Raw genomic sequence first — 17,044 nt, forward strand, 5'->3', positions numbered from 1 at the left:
TGGATTATATTTTGTCCTTAAAAAGGCAACTCTATAATAAATTTCATTTGATAAATAATCTCCTCCCGTACCTTCCAGTGCTTTAAGTTGATCTGCGGTACCAGCCCTAAATAGAGAGGTATTATTCTACCTGATAATTATTTATTTTATTTTCTGGGGTTGTAAAATTTATTCGTTCAATTTTATTCACTCCGTTTAATAGATATTTTAATTTATTTAAACTATTTTTATTTGCACAGATATCTTCGACTGATATAAATTGATTGGATTTTTTAAAGCTGCGCATCGATTTGTTATTTATTTTTAAAACAAAATTTGAAAACGGTGCTCCTCTTTTCACTCTAGGAATCCATGAATCTGTAATCCATTGGTAGTATCCTATGAAATAGTCATTTCTGTTAGATATATTTACATCCAAATTTACCAGATCGGAGGAATCATTAGTATTTGTTTTTTTTGAATTTGAAACTTTAGCGAAAGATGTTGCATTGATTCTTATTTTACTGTCGATTTCCTTTTTATCTTCAAAAAAATTCACAAGGTAGGTTCCTTCTTCAATATCAGCTGTTTCTATTAAAAACCTGTTGATATAGAAATCTCTTAATAACCAGTAGTCTTTATGCAGATGTATATAAATGGCTGTCTTCTCACCATTGTTCTTATTTACAAGTGTTACCAGATAAGTCTTAAGAAAATCATCATCCCTGTCTATTAAGAATAATTTCAAAAATTTTTTGTCCTTTAAAATTTTCCCACTAGGAGATGAACTATTAAAATAAACAGGTTCCTCATTACTTACTTTGTATTTTTGGATCGAAAGTAGATGTTCAGCCGAATAAGAAATAATTTCTATGTCCTTTAATTCGTACTTATTATTCTGTTCGAGTAAAAATTCATAAGGCTCTTTGGGAAGCTGGCTTGGCTGTGAGTATAATTTTACTGCTATCAGCAACATGCAAATTAAAATAGTATTTTTCATGCTTTATATAATATCATTAAACTTTTTAATCATTTCTTCAATATCGGCTAACATTAAATTTCTCTGATTTGCAGTAAGCCATCTTGGATCATCTTTCAGAAAACCAATATGAATATGTCCCGTTTTTATACTACTGTTATGTTTTTTTCTTAAATAAGCAACCCTATAAAAAATCTCGTTGGACATATAAGTTCCGCCTGATCCATCCCTTCCTTCTATTCTTATATCATTATAAAGTAAATCTAAGTTATTTTGTTTATAATTTGTCCATGTTGGATGAGGAATATAACTCGAACTAGATTGTTTAAAGTATTTTGTTTCAACATTATCGCAGCCAAGAAGCCCCTGATAGTAGAATGGCTTGTCAAGATCTAACTTCTGGGTTTCTTTTACAACAAAAAGTTTTTGCCCATTTGAAGTAGTAATAGTACCAGTGGTAGGCTGTGTAAATGGAGGGAATAATCCTGCAGGCATGCCCATTGTCAGCTGATCGGTAATATTCACTTCTGTACCTGAAGCATTTTTTCCAAAAACTTCCCACTCCAGAAAACCGTAATAAAAATTATATTTTGTTCCATTCACCGTTTGTGAACCAGCAAGCTTCGCTCCGCCATGATTTACCACAGCATCGTAATTCGTTACCTTAATCTTGCCTGTAGTCCCTACTTCCAGCTTATCAAAAGGTAATGTAGATTCGATAAATGTCCAATCCCGTTCATCTGTGCTTCCCGGTGCAGGAGGAACTTTTGGTAAATTAACAATGTAAGACGCATTATCTAAATTTGATCTTGTCGTTTCCTGGAAAGAATTGGTTGAAAAATATTTCGATGAATTATTATTATCTCCACCATTGCTTCTCCAATTACAGGCAAATCTTTCAAGATGATAATCATGAGGCATATTCTTATCATAATGAATACCGTAGCTTATTGTTATAATCATATGAGGTTTATTAGGATCGTTATCCGGTAAATCGATATAACTTTCAAAAAAATCCTCAACAATGTTACTATCAAAGTCTTCCCAACGAACAGGAAAAATACCGGATCTGATTATTCCTTTAACTGTAGTACCGGACTTCAGTTCTTTCCCGTCTAGTGCTAAAGCAATATTCCCACTCGTATTAGAAAGATCTCCATCCTTATCTATACCATAGTTTCCTATCCCTAGATTAAATGGGTCGAATCCTGAGATTAATACTCTTTTCAGATTCTGAGGATATGCGGAAAAATTCGCTTTTGAATCTCCTTGTAACCCTCTACTGGTCTTTTCAAAATGCCCAACAAAAGTTTTTATCTGTGATGATAAATTAGTAATAATCTTTGGATGATTTTTGATAATAACCTGCATTTTCAGTCTTACCAGGTATAAAATCCCATCCTTATTGGTGTAGGGTTTATTGGCTTCGCTAATTTTTTGCTTGGCAAGGACGTAGAGTTCCGTTCCTTTTTGTTTTAGCAATGTAGAAATATCGTCTGCATTTTCAGCTACCAAATTAAGTTCAGTCCGCAATTCTGAAATTAATCCTGTCAATTCTGTATTTTTCGCCAACAATCCTTTATTAATAGTAAATACCTGTGAGCTTTTATGTAACATATTCATTTCTTCATAGGTATAGTTTTTTAGCTTTGAAATATCATTTTGATTTAAAAACAGATCTAGGGCTTCATTTGCCTTTTGTTCTGAAATAGTTTCACTTTTTGCATATTCCGGAGAAGTAAAAATCATACCATCTCTTGAATAAATCTCTTTAAATGTTGTTGTTTCAGCGTAATTACCAGCATTATTAAGACCCGCTACTACAACATTATATTTATAATAAGCTTCATAATCCTGATCTCTCAGCCGGTTTCCCTGAGGTTTTAATTTTAAAGTCTGAATATGGTAGGGAGATAATTGTGTAGCTGCCGCAGTTTTCAGATCTTCAAATTCTGATTTTTTAAGACCCAAAATGAGAATATTTTCCCGCACATTTGTCGCTGAATTATAAGCTAGTGTAGCAATAAAATTTCCAGCAGTTGGTTGCAGGCTATATTTTTCAATCTGAAAGTCTGAAGAAAATTTCTGAATGGCTTTAATAAAAGACTCATTTTTGCTGGTTGCTCCCTTGAAGTTAAATGCATTATTATTTTTGCCTCCTGTATTTTTAAAATAATATTGCGGAACTGCATAAAACAATACATTATCGTTATCCGGAGGATTAGGCCCGGTAGCAAGATCGGTTTCTACAGCCATTCCTGTAAGCATAACACTTCCAAAACCTTGTTTATCAAAATTATTTAAAACAATCTCTGTATTTCCACTGATTAAAGAAGAGCTTACAATAGTTTGAATTGTTTCAACCGATTTTTTAACCATCAACTTTACTTTTTTCCCAGCTCCAAAAGCTGAAACATTGGAAAGGTTGATATTTTTTGCAATAACTTTTTTATTCTGATAATCAAAGATTACGGCTGCTTCGATAGCAAATGCTAATTTATCTCCTGTCTGTAAAGATGATGGAAAGCTTTCAAGGACTGTAATTTTTGTACTTGTCAACGTCGGGTTCTCCACTTTAATTACACTGTATTCTCCCACATTCTGCGTATTTGCAGTATTTACAATGTTTACTTTATTGGTAATCTGAGCATCTATTTTTTTATTGATGGTAATAGTTTTCAAAGAAATGTCGAGAGCGCTGATGGTTTCTTCCATTGTTCCGGAAATAAATCCCTGGTTCAAACCATCAAAATACTTATAGTGATCGCTTCCTATCCATTGTACACCATCCTGGCTATTCCAGGGAATACTTATATTGATAGGACCAAACAAATAATCGGTGGAATTTTGTTGAGGAAAAGCATCCACTCCGTCGTTTATCCTTATCTGTTTAATGTAGTCTAGTTTTATGATCGTTGCCATCTGCTCAGCGGTAGAACCAGGCACATTAGGGATCTTAAAAGACACAGTATTGGTAAATTCGGAAGCAGAAGCAGCCAGTAAGTTGGTTTCGTCCGCAAAATAAACCCTATTAGTAGTCGTATTACCTAAAGGTGGGTTTACTACCACATTAGGAGTAAGAGGAATATTCCAACCCGCAAGCAACGGTTTTTCATTATCATTAACTCTTAAAGCCAGAAAAACATCATTTTCAGCTGTTGTTCCGGGAGTGACAGCTACCATATGGACCGCCCAACCATCCGTATAATATTCCTTATTGGTCATGGAAGCAGCAGACTGTCCAATCTTAATATTCTTAAAAGCATCGGTTCCAGTTCCTTTATAATTATTGTAGTAATTATAAGAATATCCGTTTTCATTTCTTATATCGAGATATACTTTATTTTTAGTAGAGAATTTCTGTACAATATTTTGAAAAACTAAAGCTGGCGTATTGGCTACTAACTTTGCATTAGTATTTGATCTATATTCTATTCCGCCATCAATATTGTGATGGAATCCGTAAAAAGCGGCAGGATCAACAAAATGCCTCGCCAGATCCTTGATCCATTTTTTTTGTACCGGATCAGAAATAGAGGTTACGTCTAATTCGTGATTTCCTCTTTTTGCAAGTTCTACTGTTACAAAAAATTCAGGATTCTCAAGAACAATTTCTATACTCACGTTATCTGTAAATTTACCGAGGTCTGTTCCGCAATCAATAGTAAAAAGCTGAGAAGAAGGGGCCAGATTTTTAAAGAAGAATTCATCAATATTCTTTGTCGATGCTGGAGCGAGCTCATTTCCAAATAATGCTTCTACCGGGATTGCGGTGCCTGCAGCTCTTTGAGCCTGGATGGCCTGCATTTTTGTTAGCAATTCACTACCAGATGTTTTTACTTTATTAGCAGTATCAGAAATATTTGTACTGTCTAAAAATTCTGAAGTTTTTAAACCCCTGTAAATAATATATTTAACAGGCAGCTTGGTATCTTTTTGATCGTGGGGACGCAATATAAGGTTAACCTTATTGATATCGGTTTGTTGTTGTAATAAAATCGTTCCCTTCAATACGGCATACACATTCTGATCTCCGGTAGCTGTAAAGGGACTGCTGACTTTAAACTTATCCGGACCAGAGGCACCATACGACTGTCCAGGTGTCTGGACAGGAGCTGGGGATGTAAAATAGGCTAATGATGGCATATTATAAGTTTTTAATTAGATATTATTTTATAGGTTAAGTTTGAAACAACTTCTCAAAAGTTGAATCACAAGAATTCATTGAACGCTAAATACCGTTAAATCCTTATTGTAAGGCGCCATTTACAATGAAGTGATCTATAAGCCGGTCAATTATTCAGTTCTAAGATGAGGGCAAAAAAATATGGAAAGTCATTAGAGTATTCATGATTAATAATAATTTTAGTGATTAGTGGATGTATTGCTTTGTTGAAGGTGAATAAAAGATCTGCAGATCAATTTCAATCAGCAATTGATTATTGATTTTATAATGTTTAAACTTTTACAAATCTATCAGGCTGTAACGACAAAAACTGACGTGTTTTTTATTATTTTTTATTCTTAAAAGTTTTCATTAAAAATCAATAATAGCTTTTAATTTTTATTATTCTTTGATTCTAAAGCAAAGCTATTCACCGAGGACGCCAAAACTCGACGTATTAAAATTTTGTTTAACTATTCGTAAGTGATTTGAGGTAGTTTTTATAATAATTTCAGGTATACCCAATTTAAAACACGCATATAAATAATTAAAAACCAAACATATACACATTAAAGCAAATTAATTTTATAAAAAGTCTACTTTTTTAGTAGACTTTTAAAAATTTATGTTCTATATTTGCAAACGTATTCAGGAAATAAAAAAATGAAACCGGAATTTAAACATACCTATTCGCTAAATAAACAAGCCATCACTTCTGTGATGATGCAGTGCAGTATGCCTATGTTCCGACATTGCCGTGGTTGACCTTACTTTTATTATGACATATTTTATAAGGCCTTACCACATTGTAAGGCCTTTTTTATTTACATGAACAACATTAAAAAAACATACAATGAGTACAACTAGCTCTAAAAATAATTGGTTGATCCCAATAGCATTTACCAATATTTATGTAATCTGGGGGATTACATTTTTGGCTATTTCTTTCGGATTACAGGGGTTTCCTCCCTTTATCCTTTCAGGTTTCAGATTTTTGGTTGCCGGAATACTTATACTGGGCTATTTGTCGGCCAAAGGAGAAAAAGCCAATTCTTTGGGTAACTGGAAAAAAAACGGTATTACCGGAATTCTCATCCTTACCGGTGGAACAGGGCTTGTGGCCTGGGGTGAACAATATGTGACGGCTTCTGAAGCAGCCATCACGATAGCAACGGGACCGTTTTGGTTTATTGCTATCGATAAAAAAAACTGGAAATATTATTTTTCAGATAAGTTTATACCTATTGGACTTATTATAGGCTTCATCGGACTGATTTTATTTTTAAAAGGAAGTGTTAGCGCTAATGTTCATCATGCTGCCGTCAGTGATTCTGTTCGGGTTACGGCATTTGTTGTACTTGCATTAAGTTCGGTTGCATGGGTTCTAGGATCGTTATATTCAAAAAAGAATCCTGCCAGTCAGTCTACTTTTATGAATATTGCCCAGCAGCTTATTATCGCAGGAGTAGCTTCCTTTGTTATTGCATTTTTCAGAAATGAATGGAATAATTTTTCCTTAACAACAATTCCGTTATCGGCTTGGTTGGGAGTTTTATTTCTGATTTTCTTCGGATCAATCATCGCTTATCTTTCGTATATCTGGTTATTATCCGTAAAACCTGCGGCTCTGGTAAGTACGCATACTTATATTAACCCAATTGTAACGGTATTGGCCGGATGGATTATCGCTAATCAGACCATCAACGGAAACCAGCTGTTTGGACTGACCATTATATTAGCCGGCGTCCTGCTTACCAATATCACCAAGTATTTCAAGCTTTCAAAACGATCAAAAGTAAAGATCAGGAGGGTGTTGCGATTTGCAAAAAGGAACAACAGGCCGTATCAGCCCATATAAAATTTCAAAGTAATTAAAACTATAATGATAGAGATCAAGAACATTTCAAAAACCTTTCACAAGAAGAAACAGGCCTTTAAGGCGCTGGATGATGTCAGTCTCAGTATTGAGCAGGGAGACATTGTCGGAATCATCGGATTTTCAGGAGCCGGAAAAAGTACATTAATACGAACTGTTAATCTGTTGGAAAGGCCCGACCAGGGACAGATTATTATCAATGGAAAAGATTTCGTTCAGCTAAAATCTAAAGAACTGGCTAAAGAGCGGAAAAAAATAGGAATGATATTCCAGCATTTCAATCTGCTTTCTTCAAGGACTGTTTTTGAAAATGTAGCGCTGCCACTGGAACTGGATCATGTGAACCGGTCAGAAATTCAAAATAAAGTCAACGAACTTTTGAAAATTGTAGGGCTTGAAGAAAAAGCCAGTGAGTATCCTAAAAGCCTTTCCGGAGGACAAAAACAAAGAGTAGCAATTGCGAGGGCATTAGCTAATGATCCGTACCTTCTGCTTTGTGATGAGGCAACAAGTGCATTGGATCCCGCTACAACCCAGTCGATCTTACAATTATTACGCGATATCAATCAACGATTAGGAATTACTATTTTATTGATTACTCACGAAATGGATGTAATCAAGTCGATTTGTAACCACGTCGCTGTTATTGATAAAGGAAAACTCCTTACCAAAGGAACCCTGCAGGAAATTATTTCGGATAAAGAACATCCGGTTATTAAACAATTTATAAACCCAGGCATCATGACTATACCTCAGGAGCTTAACAAAAAGCTGCAAAAAGAGCCAAAAGACGGTCTGTTTCCGCTTGTGGAAATAGAGCTTAATGAACATATTACAGTAGAAAAACTACTTTCAAAGATCTATGACGAATATAAAATTCCATATAAGCTATTGAAAGCTGATGTAGAATATTTGGGAGATTCCAATTTTGGGAAGCTTCTTCTGCAGCTTCAGGGAGAATCCGAAGAAAACCAGAAGGCGATCTATTATTTTAATCAAAATAAAATTCAAAATACAGTAAAGGGCTATGCTTAGTGATTCGGTAATTTCCCTTTTATCAAAGGGCATTTGGGAAACAGTATATATGACATTTGTTTCCGGTTTTTTTGGTTTTGTTTTAGGTCTTCCGGTAGGGATTCTTTTGTTTCTTACGAGGAAAGGACAGCTCCTTGAAAATAAGATCTATAATAGAATTGTATCCATCCTGGTTAATATTTTCAGATCCATTCCATTCATTATTTTGATTGTATGGATGATTCCTTTCACAAGAGCTTTGGTGGGAACCTCTATTGGAATTAATGCTGCCTTGGTTCCGTTGAGCATAGGAGCGGCACCGTTTATTGCCAGATTGGTTGAAAACAGTCTTCTCGAAATCCCTTACGGACTTATTGAAACCGCAAGGGCTTTAGGAGCTACTCCACTTCAGATCATCAAAAAAGTACTGCTGCCGGAAGCGCTTCCTTCACTGATCAATAATGCAACCATCACGCTGATCACTTTAGTAGGCTATTCTGCCATGGGAGGAGCTGTTGGTGCCGGTGGATTGGGACAAATTGGTTATCAGTATGGATACATCGGCTATGATGCTGTGATCATGAACCTTGTTTTGGGGCTTTTGGTCACTTTGGTTTTTATCATTCAGTTTTCTGGAGATAAGCTGGCAAAGAGATTTGATCACCGATAAAGAGTTGGAGCGTGTTTGTGTTGGAGCGTATATGGGTTCAATGGGACCAACAGTAACTCCACTCCCACAATTAAACAGTTTTGCTTTAAAAATTTACTAAAGAGTTGGAGAGAATATGTGTTGGAATTCAATGCGATCAACAACTCCACTCCCACAATTAAACAATTTTGCAGTTCCGCAATTCGCGATTCTGCCTTTAAATAAAAATAGTATATAATGAAGAAATTAAAAATCTTAGGACTTCTTACAGTAGGTTTGCTGGTATTTAATGCATGTAATTCAGCTAAAAAAGATGATCCTAATTACATCAAAGTAGGAATTACCTCAGGACCAGAACAACTGATCGCTGAAACAGCGAAAAAAGTAGCTAAAGAAAAATACAACCTTGAAGTTGAACTGGTTGCTTTTAATGACTATGTAGTCCCAAATGAAGCATTGAACAATGGTGATATTGATGCCAATGCCTTTCAGCATGTTCCATACCTGAATGAACAGTCCAAACAAAGAGGCTATAAACTGGCCGTTGTAGGAAATACCTTTGTCTATCCTATTGTTGCCTATTCAAAAAAGATTAGAAATATCAGTCAGCTACAGAATGGAAGTACTATTGTAATTCCCAATGACCCAACGAACGGAGGGCGTTCATTGCTGTTATTACAGAAAAATGGTTTATTAAAACTAAAAGAAGGTGTAGGACTTCTTCCTAAAGTAACCGATATTACAGAAAATCCAAAACAATTGAAAATCCTGGAAATCGAAGCACCACAATTACCAAGAGTGCTGGATGATAAAGAAGTGGTGATCGCAATCATCAACAATAATTTTGCGGCACAGGCAGGATTGGACGAAACAAAATCCGGGATTTTTAAAGAAGATAAAGATTCACCTTATGTAAATGTAGTGGTTGCAAGACATGACAATAAAGATGAGGAAAAGGTAAAAAACTTTTTAAAAGCTTACCAGTCTGATGAAGTGGTGAAAAAAGCAGCAGAGATCTTTAAAGGGGGTGCTGTGAAAGGATGGTAATTTTTTAATCTATCAATATAGCAGCTGACATGATGTACTATTTCAATTGCTATATTGATGTTACTTTTTATCTTTTATCCTTTCCGAATAAAAAAATATATGATTTTTTATTACCCATGAAAATCCTTACAATACGGAGTTTTGTGATTTGTTCGTTTGAATAAGAACCTGGTATAATTGGCTATTTCTTAAAAATTTTCATTATCTCAATTTGAGATAATAAATAAATTTCCTATTTTTGTTACGAATCAAAAAAAGGTTTTATGTTTAAGAAAACTGCCATAGTAAGTTTATTCACTCTTATTTCAATTTCTTCAATGGCTCAGAATACTACCCTCCCGATCTATTTAGATGAATCGAAACCGGTTGAACAACGTGTTAAGGATGCTCTTTCCAGAATGACACTGGAGGAAAAAGTAGCCATGCTTCACGCACAATCAAAATTCAGTTCACCAGGTGTTCCAAGATTGGGAATTCCTGAATTCTGGACAACAGACGGACCTCATGGGGTACGTCCGGAAGTAATGTGGGATGAATGGAATCAGGCAGGCTGGACCAATGATTCAATTATTGCTTATCCGGCATTAACCGCTTTATCCGCTACATGGAATAAAAAAATGTCATGGAACTACGGTAAAGCATTAGGAGAAGAAGCGCGATACAGAAAAAAAGATATCCTTCTCGGACCTGGAGTTAATATTTACAGAACTCCACTCAACGGAAGAAACTTTGAATATATGGGGGAAGACCCTTACCTGACTTCCAAGATGGTGGTTCCTTATATCCAAGGAGTCCAATCGAACGGAGTTGCAACGAGTGTAAAACATTTTGCCTTAAATAACCAGGAAATGTTCCGCCATACCAGCAATGTTACCGTGGACGACAGAGCCCTGTATGAAATTTATTTACCGGCTTTTAAAGCAGCAGTAACTGAAGGGGATTCATGGACGATCATGGGCGCTTATGATATGTATAAAAACCAGTATGCCAGCCAGAACCAATACCTTTTAAATGATATCCTGAAAGGAGAATGGAAGTATAAAGGAGTTGTCGTTTCAGATTGGGGTGCGGTAAACAATACCGAACAGGCGATTCATAACGGACTGGATCTTGAATTTGGAAGCTGGACAAACGGTTTATCGGCAGGAACAAAAAATGCATACGATAACTATTATTTAGCAAAACCTTATCTGGACCTTATTAAATCCGGAAAAGTAGGAACTAAAGAACTGGATGACAAAGTGAGCAGACTTTTAAACCTGGCTTATAAAACAACAATGAACCGAAACAAACCTTTCGGAAATATTGCTTCCGCTGAACATCAGGCTGTAGCCAAGGAAATCGGTGAAGAAGGAATTGTTTTATTAAAAAACCAGGGGAACGTATTACCAATCGATCTCACCAAAACTAAAAAAATAGCAGTGATCGGCGAAAATGCGATTAAGATCATGACTGTTGGTGGTGGTTCTTCATCATTAAAAGTAAAATATGAAACATTACCCTTAGACGGAATCAAAAAAAGATTCGGAAAGCAGGTTGATGTGCAGTATGCAAGAGGATATGTTGGAGATATCGGCGGAGAATACAACGGGGTAAAATCCGGACAGGACCTGAAAGATACCCGCTCTGAAACCGAACTAATCAATGAAGCTGTAGAGCTGGCAAAAAAATCTGATGTTGTTATTTTCATTGGAGGATTAAATAAAAGTGATTTCCAGGACAGCGAAGGAAATGACCGTAAAAGCTATGGACTTCCATACAACCAGGATCATCTGATCTCTGCGTTGGCAAAAGCCAATAAAAATCTTGCTGTTGTTTTAGTTTCCGGAAATGCAGTAGCGATGCCTTGGATTAAAGAAGTACCTGCCATTGTTCAATCCTGGTATCTGGGTTCTGAAGCAGGAAATTCGATTGCTTCTATCCTAGCAGGCGACGCAAACCCTTCAGGAAAATTGCCATTTACCTTCCCGGTGAAACTGGAAGACAATTCCGCGCACCAATTAGGGGAATATCCCGGTCAGAAAGACCAGTTGGCAGCAGGAAAAGGAAAAGATCAAAAGAACCCAATCAATATTACCTACAACGAAGGAATTTTTGTAGGATACCGTTGGCATGATACAAAAAACATCAAACCTTTATTCAGCTTCGGACACGGACTAAGCTACACGACTTTCGAATTTGGAAAAGCTAAAGCAGATAAAACAACGATATCCCAGGATGATAAAATTACATTTACCGTACCGGTAAAAAATACAGGGAAGAAAGCAGGTGCTGAGGTCATTCAATTGTACATCAGTGACCTTAAATCCTCTGTTCCCCGTCCGGCAAAAGAGCTCAAAGGTTTTGAAAAAGTATTTTTAAATCCTGGAGAGCAGAAAGAAGTAAGCATTAGCATTGACAAAACAGCACTAAGCTATTTCGATGCCGATAAACATGACTGGGTAGCTGAACCGGGAGATTTTGAAGCCTTGATTGGAAATTCTTCAGATGCCATTAAAACTAAAGTGAAATTCACTCTAAAGTAGATAATTTTTTTTTCATCATTTGTGTTTTTTGACCTCCCGAAAGGGAGGTTTTCTTTTTATATAAAATTATTTGAAATTGGTATTGTAAAGAAATATAAAAGCAAAAATCCAGGAATTGCTTTCCTGGATTGATATTTATTAAAACCAAATATACCTTATTTCAATATCTATAGTGGATTTTCTTTTTTAGCTATTTCGATTGCTTATTCAGGTCATACTCAATTTCTAAGTATTGAAGCGCATCAAAGGTTGCCAAATCTTCCAGATAGACAAATTTTTCTTCAAAAATTGAGTATGCAAAAACATTCACAGGTATTGCAGGCTGTTTATTATTTTTCAATTGCTTAAATAAGTCATTACAAGAAGTTGCCTCTTTTGCATTAATCCCAAAATTATTTTTGTACTGTTCTGTTTTTCCAAAATTTTCATCAGATCTATCAAAAAATACGATAAATCTGTTATCGGTAACTTTAAAGCATTTACATTGCTTCTGATCTATGCTAGAGCTTGGTAATTGATTCTTTAAACTGACAGTAAAAGATCCATCATGAATCGGTGTTACCAAAGCATAAATAGTAGATTTTTCATAATCATTTAAAACAATTGTATTAGATTTATTAATGAACGCTAATACATTATTTACTTTTCGATATAAGGAATGGCTTTTAAAAAAATCGCTTGCATTCTTATCTTGTGCATTTAATTTTACACCTACTAGTAATAAAAGTAGTATAAATGGTTTCATTCTATTTGAAGTTAACATAATTATCTGAAAATCTTTTATTATTCATATCTCTTAAAAAATGATCCATTCTCAAAATTCTTTCTATAAATATAAGCTTAGCCAGCTATTTCGATTGCTTATGCAGATCATATTCAATTTCTAAGTATTGAAGAGCATCAAAGGTTGCCAGATCTTCCAGATAAACAAATGTTTCTTCAAAAATTGAGTACGCAAAGACATTCACAGGAATACCAGATTGCTTATTATTTTTTAATTGCTTAAATAAGTCATTACAAGGAGTTTCCTCTTTCGAATTAATTTCAAAATTATTTTTGTATTGTTCTGTTTTTCCAAAATTTTCATCAGATCTATCAGAAAATACGATAAACTTGTTATCCGTAACTTTAAAGCATTTATATTGCTTTTGATCTATGCTAGAGTTTGGTAATTGGTTCTTTAAACTGACAGTGAAATATCTTTCATGAATCGGTGTTACCAAAGCATAAATAGTAGATTTCTCATAATCATTTAAAACAATTGTACTAGATTTATTAGTAAATGTCAATACGTTATTTACTTTTCTATACACAGAACGGCTTTTAAAAAAATCGCTTGCATCTTTATTCTGTGCATTAATTCCTGTACATATTAGAATTAATATAAAATAAACTGTTTTCATTTTATTTAAAGTCACTATTATTTGAAAATTTATTATTCATATCTCCAAAATTTCTTTGTTTAAATAATGAACTGTTATCAAAGGGTTTTCCATAAGGATAGACTTTACCCATTTCATTGCCATTAGTCCTAAACAAAAACCTTATAACTTTCTTAGATAAGGCATGTTCTAAATCACCAGATGATGGTCCATTCGTTCCCCATTTGCTTCCATGTGAATGCATATCCCAATTTAATGTACTCGAGGAATATCCTAACTTATCTAAACTTAAATAATTAGGTGACAATGTAGGATTTAGTTGTGCTCAAGAGATACATTATATATTCTTTTTTATAAAAAAGACTTTGCTTCATTTGTATATTCAATTTTGTAATTATTTCTATCCTTCCACATATATATAAACTTATATTTTGGTAATTGTTCTTTGTTTAATTTTATTTCATGCTTATTATCAATAACAATTTCAACATCTTTATTATTAAAAATTACACAAGAGTTTGTATATCCTAATATTGGCAATGTTTTACTTTTTTCATTGAGAACTATACTATCTCCATTTTTAACTGTTATAAGATTATCAAACTGCGATGCAAAATCTAAAAACGACTTATTTTTGTCTTGAGCCTTAAATTTTTTAATCATAACTCTTGATCGTACATTATCGACAATCTCCATCTCTGTACCATATACTTCAGTTGTCTTTACAGTAGAGCAGCTTATAAAAGGAAATGCGAAACAAATTATTATTCTATTAAAAGTTTTCATTATCTTGTTTATGGTTGTTGTTTTTCTATTAGTTTTATGGACTCAGTCCTTTGTTATGGAGTCATTTTTGTACCAGGAGCTCCCATTCGCATTAAATTATCTGGAGGTGAGGCTAAAGTGACTTTACTGTCATGTTTCTGTCCCGCCGTATGAATATCTTCGTGAGCCCCTGTTTTAGCTAATTGTTTACTATCCCTTTTATCAAAGAGTAAATTACCATTTGCATCCTGAGGCATTCCTTCGGTTGTATAAAAATTAATTTGGTTTTTATTGATTTGTGTATTGTTATTAGTATCAGTCATTCCACTAGTACGGAGTACAGCATTATCAATAAATTCTTGGCTTTTTCCTTTAAAATCATCTAAGCTATTAGTATCGTAACCAATATTATATTCTCTTATAATAGTAGCTTTATTGCTTTCACTAAAAGTAATTTATCTGATCCCTTTCCGGAATATGAGGTTCCTGAAATTAGAAAGCCTCCTTCCTTGGTCACTACGGTAGAAGACAAATAATCATGATTGTTTCCTGAGAAATATTTTTCCCAAACCTGGTCTCCCTGTTGGTTCAATTTAACCAAATGAAAGTCATAGCCATTATTTTGCTGGGTGCTTCCAGCATCCTTCTTTTGGTTTCCAGCCTGTATGGCTCTTCCTGTTATCAAATACTGCTGATCAATTGTTGTGGTTACCTGGCTCAGGAAATCCTGGGTAGAAGATTTGATATCTTTTTGCCAAACCACTTCCTGGGCCGATAGCCCGGAAATAATGCACATAGAAAGTACACTGAAGTAGAGTTTTTTCACTTATTTTTTAATTTAAAGTTACTAGCAATTCACATTATAAAAATCGCGCTAATTTAACATTTTTTAATACACATAATATAAAATTTAGAGATATTTGACAATAATTTAATTCGCATATAACTTTTTAATAATTAGTTTATTATTTCATAACAATTTTAATATACCGATGCGCCAGAACATATCGTAAAAATGCCCAGACTAATCCGGGCACACCTATAGCATTTACAAGGAAAAAATTAAATATGCTGTTCTATTCCTTCAAAATAATGGATCACTCCAACATCAGGCAGGTTTTGTTCCTCGTCAGTATAAAAATTACTGCTGCTCTCTGTACTTTCAAGGAAAGAATTGCTGAATAAGGCATAAGAAGGTTGCTTTGCAAAATCGTTTTTCAACAGCTTATGAGCTTCCACCACAGGTGCACCATACAGCTTTCTAAAATTTCCAATCTTATATTGGGAAAACTTTCCGTAATGAACAATAAATTTTAACGATAGATCGATGGAAATGCTTAATGCTTCATTGAGCTCAGCTACTTTTCTGCTAAATGCATTCTGCATATTCCGAAGCATATTGGAGATTTTTTTAAAAGATGGGTTTTTATCATATCTGAAAAATAAAATGGCATCCCCTTCAATTTCAGAAATTTCAAAATACCTGTTATTAACATCTATCAGAATTGATAATAATTGTCTTACAATATACTCTCCCGTGTATAATTTCGTATTCAATACAAATTCGGTAAATCCATTGAAATCCGGAATCAGTATAATACCCTCTTGTATATTTGCATCCATGATGTTGAGTTTAAAAACCTGTTGTATCTAAAGACGTAACAAGTTTCATTTTACTTTATTCACAAGCCATATAATGATCGGGGTGAGGCAATGGCAACAACCAGAAAGCAAGGTTCAATTCCACCTGAAATTTATCTACTCATGTGAAATCAACTCCAAATAAATTATCAAATTATTTAAGTATTACATCAACATTTACAATATTACACCTCAATAATCAGCTCTTTCTCATACCCGTTGTATTTCTCGTCAATATATCCATGCGGATTACAAATAATTTCAGTTTTTTCAAACACATATCTGCAAGGCGTGTGAATATGGCCATGAATCCAATAAAGTGGCTCATATTCTTTAATCATATCTTCCAAATCGGAAGCATACGCTGAGGTTAAAGGATCATTCTTATATTCTTCAGGAACTGATTGAATACTTGGGGCGTGATGAGTAACTATAATATTTTTTAATCCTTTTGAATTTTCCAGATTCTCTTTTAATGTTAATTTCGAGAGCTGATGAATTTTAAAAGTATCAATTGTTCTCAATTTTGAATAAGAAGGATCCCTACGGATTTTAAGGTAATCATTCATTCTTGGCTGACAAAGCATTCCATACTTTACCGGATTTCCAAAGATCGAAAAATCTGTCCATAATGTGCAACCATGAAACCTGACTCCTTCAAAGTCTACAAAAGAATCTTCGAGCACAAAAACTGTAGAATCCTCTGCTGCTTCTTTTATCTTATTCAATGTTTTTGGATAAGAACCTTTATAATATTCATGGTTCCCAAGCACATAAATAACAGGTTTATCAGAAATCTTACCCATAATCCATTCAATACCTTTAGTCCCTAAATTAATATCACCAGCCAATACAACAATATCTGCTCTGTCAAAACATAATTCAGTGGAGCCAAATTCCTGGTGCAGATCGCTGATGATTTGTATTTTCATATTTTTAAATTGAGGATAACATAGTTTGCAAGCAACAAAAATACTACAATATCAAAAACTATATTTATATTTATATTTATCTTTATCCCT

The 17,044-nt window shown here is 34.3% G+C and carries 15 protein-coding genes; 5 read left to right on the top strand and 10 right to left on the bottom strand.

What is annotated here, in order from left to right; translation table 11 throughout:
* Positions 1-121: 121 nt before the first annotated feature.
* Together MTQ00_RS09035 and MTQ00_RS09040 are read right to left on the bottom strand one after the other, a co-directional pair.
* Positions 122-979: a hypothetical protein gene (locus MTQ00_RS09035; protein WP_273648533.1), complete on the bottom strand. Its 858-nt coding sequence runs from the start codon at positions 977-979 to the stop codon at positions 122-124.
* A gap of 3 nt (positions 980-982) precedes the next feature.
* Positions 983-5,104, bottom strand: a complete 4,122-nt coding sequence (locus MTQ00_RS09040; RefSeq protein WP_273648534.1) for a hypothetical protein — start codon at positions 5,102-5,104, stop codon at positions 983-985.
* Positions 5,105-5,976: 872 nt separating this feature from the next.
* Here MTQ00_RS09040 and MTQ00_RS09045 point away from each other — a divergent pair.
* The 5 genes from MTQ00_RS09045 to MTQ00_RS09065 all read left to right on the top strand — a co-directional run bounded on the left by MTQ00_RS09045 (position 5,977) and on the right by MTQ00_RS09065 (position 12,234).
* Positions 5,977-6,981: an EamA family transporter gene (locus MTQ00_RS09045; protein WP_273648535.1), complete on the top strand. Its 1,005-nt coding sequence runs from the start codon at positions 5,977-5,979 to the stop codon at positions 6,979-6,981.
* 24 nt (positions 6,982-7,005) lie between these two features.
* The gene (locus MTQ00_RS09050; protein WP_273648536.1) at positions 7,006-8,034 is read left to right on the top strand and encodes a methionine ABC transporter ATP-binding protein; all 1,029 of its coding nucleotides are present in this window, start codon (positions 7,006-7,008) and stop codon (positions 8,032-8,034) included.
* Positions 8,027-8,683 (top strand): methionine ABC transporter permease MetI, encoded by a 657-nt coding sequence (gene metI, locus MTQ00_RS09055; protein ID WP_273648537.1) that lies wholly within the window; start codon positions 8,027-8,029, stop codon positions 8,681-8,683. The genes MTQ00_RS09050 and metI overlap by 8 nt, the downstream gene beginning before the upstream one ends.
* A gap of 216 nt (positions 8,684-8,899) precedes the next feature.
* Positions 8,900-9,709: a methionine ABC transporter substrate-binding lipoprotein MetQ gene (gene metQ / locus MTQ00_RS09060; RefSeq protein WP_273648538.1), complete on the top strand. Its 810-nt coding sequence runs from the start codon at positions 8,900-8,902 to the stop codon at positions 9,707-9,709.
* A 263-nt stretch (positions 9,710-9,972) separates the two neighbouring features.
* Positions 9,973-12,234: a glycoside hydrolase family 3 C-terminal domain-containing protein gene (locus tag MTQ00_RS09065; protein WP_273648539.1), complete on the top strand. Its 2,262-nt coding sequence runs from the start codon at positions 9,973-9,975 to the stop codon at positions 12,232-12,234.
* Positions 12,235-12,424: 190 nt separating this feature from the next.
* On the opposite strand, the gene MTQ00_RS09070 is transcribed toward MTQ00_RS09065, so the two are convergent.
* From MTQ00_RS09070 to MTQ00_RS09105, 8 genes are all read right to left on the bottom strand, one after another.
* Positions 12,425-12,979 carry a hypothetical protein gene (locus MTQ00_RS09070; protein ID WP_172279317.1) on the bottom strand — a complete coding sequence of 185 codons (555 nt, stop codon included), beginning with the start codon at positions 12,977-12,979 and terminating at the stop codon, positions 12,425-12,427.
* Positions 12,980-13,082: 103 nt separating this feature from the next.
* Positions 13,083-13,637 carry a hypothetical protein gene (locus tag MTQ00_RS09075; RefSeq protein ID WP_273648540.1) on the bottom strand — a complete coding sequence of 185 codons (555 nt, stop codon included), beginning with the start codon at positions 13,635-13,637 and terminating at the stop codon, positions 13,083-13,085.
* 1 nt (position 13,638) lies between these two features.
* On the bottom strand, positions 13,639-13,860 hold the full coding sequence (locus tag MTQ00_RS09080) for a hypothetical protein (RefSeq protein ID WP_273648541.1): 222 nt from the start codon (positions 13,858-13,860) through the stop codon (positions 13,639-13,641).
* A gap of 107 nt (positions 13,861-13,967) precedes the next feature.
* Positions 13,968-14,402, bottom strand: coding sequence for a hypothetical protein (locus MTQ00_RS09085; protein WP_273648542.1), 435 nt, complete (start codon positions 14,400-14,402; stop codon positions 13,968-13,970).
* 53 nt (positions 14,403-14,455) lie between these two features.
* Positions 14,456-14,704, bottom strand: a complete 249-nt coding sequence (locus MTQ00_RS09090) for a hypothetical protein (RefSeq protein ID WP_273648543.1) — start codon at positions 14,702-14,704, stop codon at positions 14,456-14,458.
* A 95-nt stretch (positions 14,705-14,799) separates the two neighbouring features.
* Positions 14,800-15,207 carry a hypothetical protein gene (locus MTQ00_RS09095; protein ID WP_273648544.1) on the bottom strand — a complete coding sequence of 136 codons (408 nt, stop codon included), beginning with the start codon at positions 15,205-15,207 and terminating at the stop codon, positions 14,800-14,802.
* Between the two features lie 236 nt (positions 15,208-15,443).
* Entirely contained in the window at positions 15,444-16,004 is a 561-nt protein-coding gene (locus MTQ00_RS09100; RefSeq protein WP_172279333.1) for a DUF2652 domain-containing protein, read from the bottom strand.
* Positions 16,005-16,207: 203 nt separating this feature from the next.
* On the bottom strand, positions 16,208-16,954 hold the full coding sequence (locus tag MTQ00_RS09105; protein ID WP_273648545.1) for a metallophosphoesterase: 747 nt from the start codon (positions 16,952-16,954) through the stop codon (positions 16,208-16,210).
* Positions 16,955-17,044 lie beyond the last annotated feature (90 nt).

It is taken from the genome of Chryseobacterium sp. B21-037 (assembly GCF_028570785.1).
GTDB classification, from domain to species: Bacteria; Bacteroidota; Bacteroidia; order Flavobacteriales; family Weeksellaceae; genus Chryseobacterium; species Chryseobacterium proteolyticum.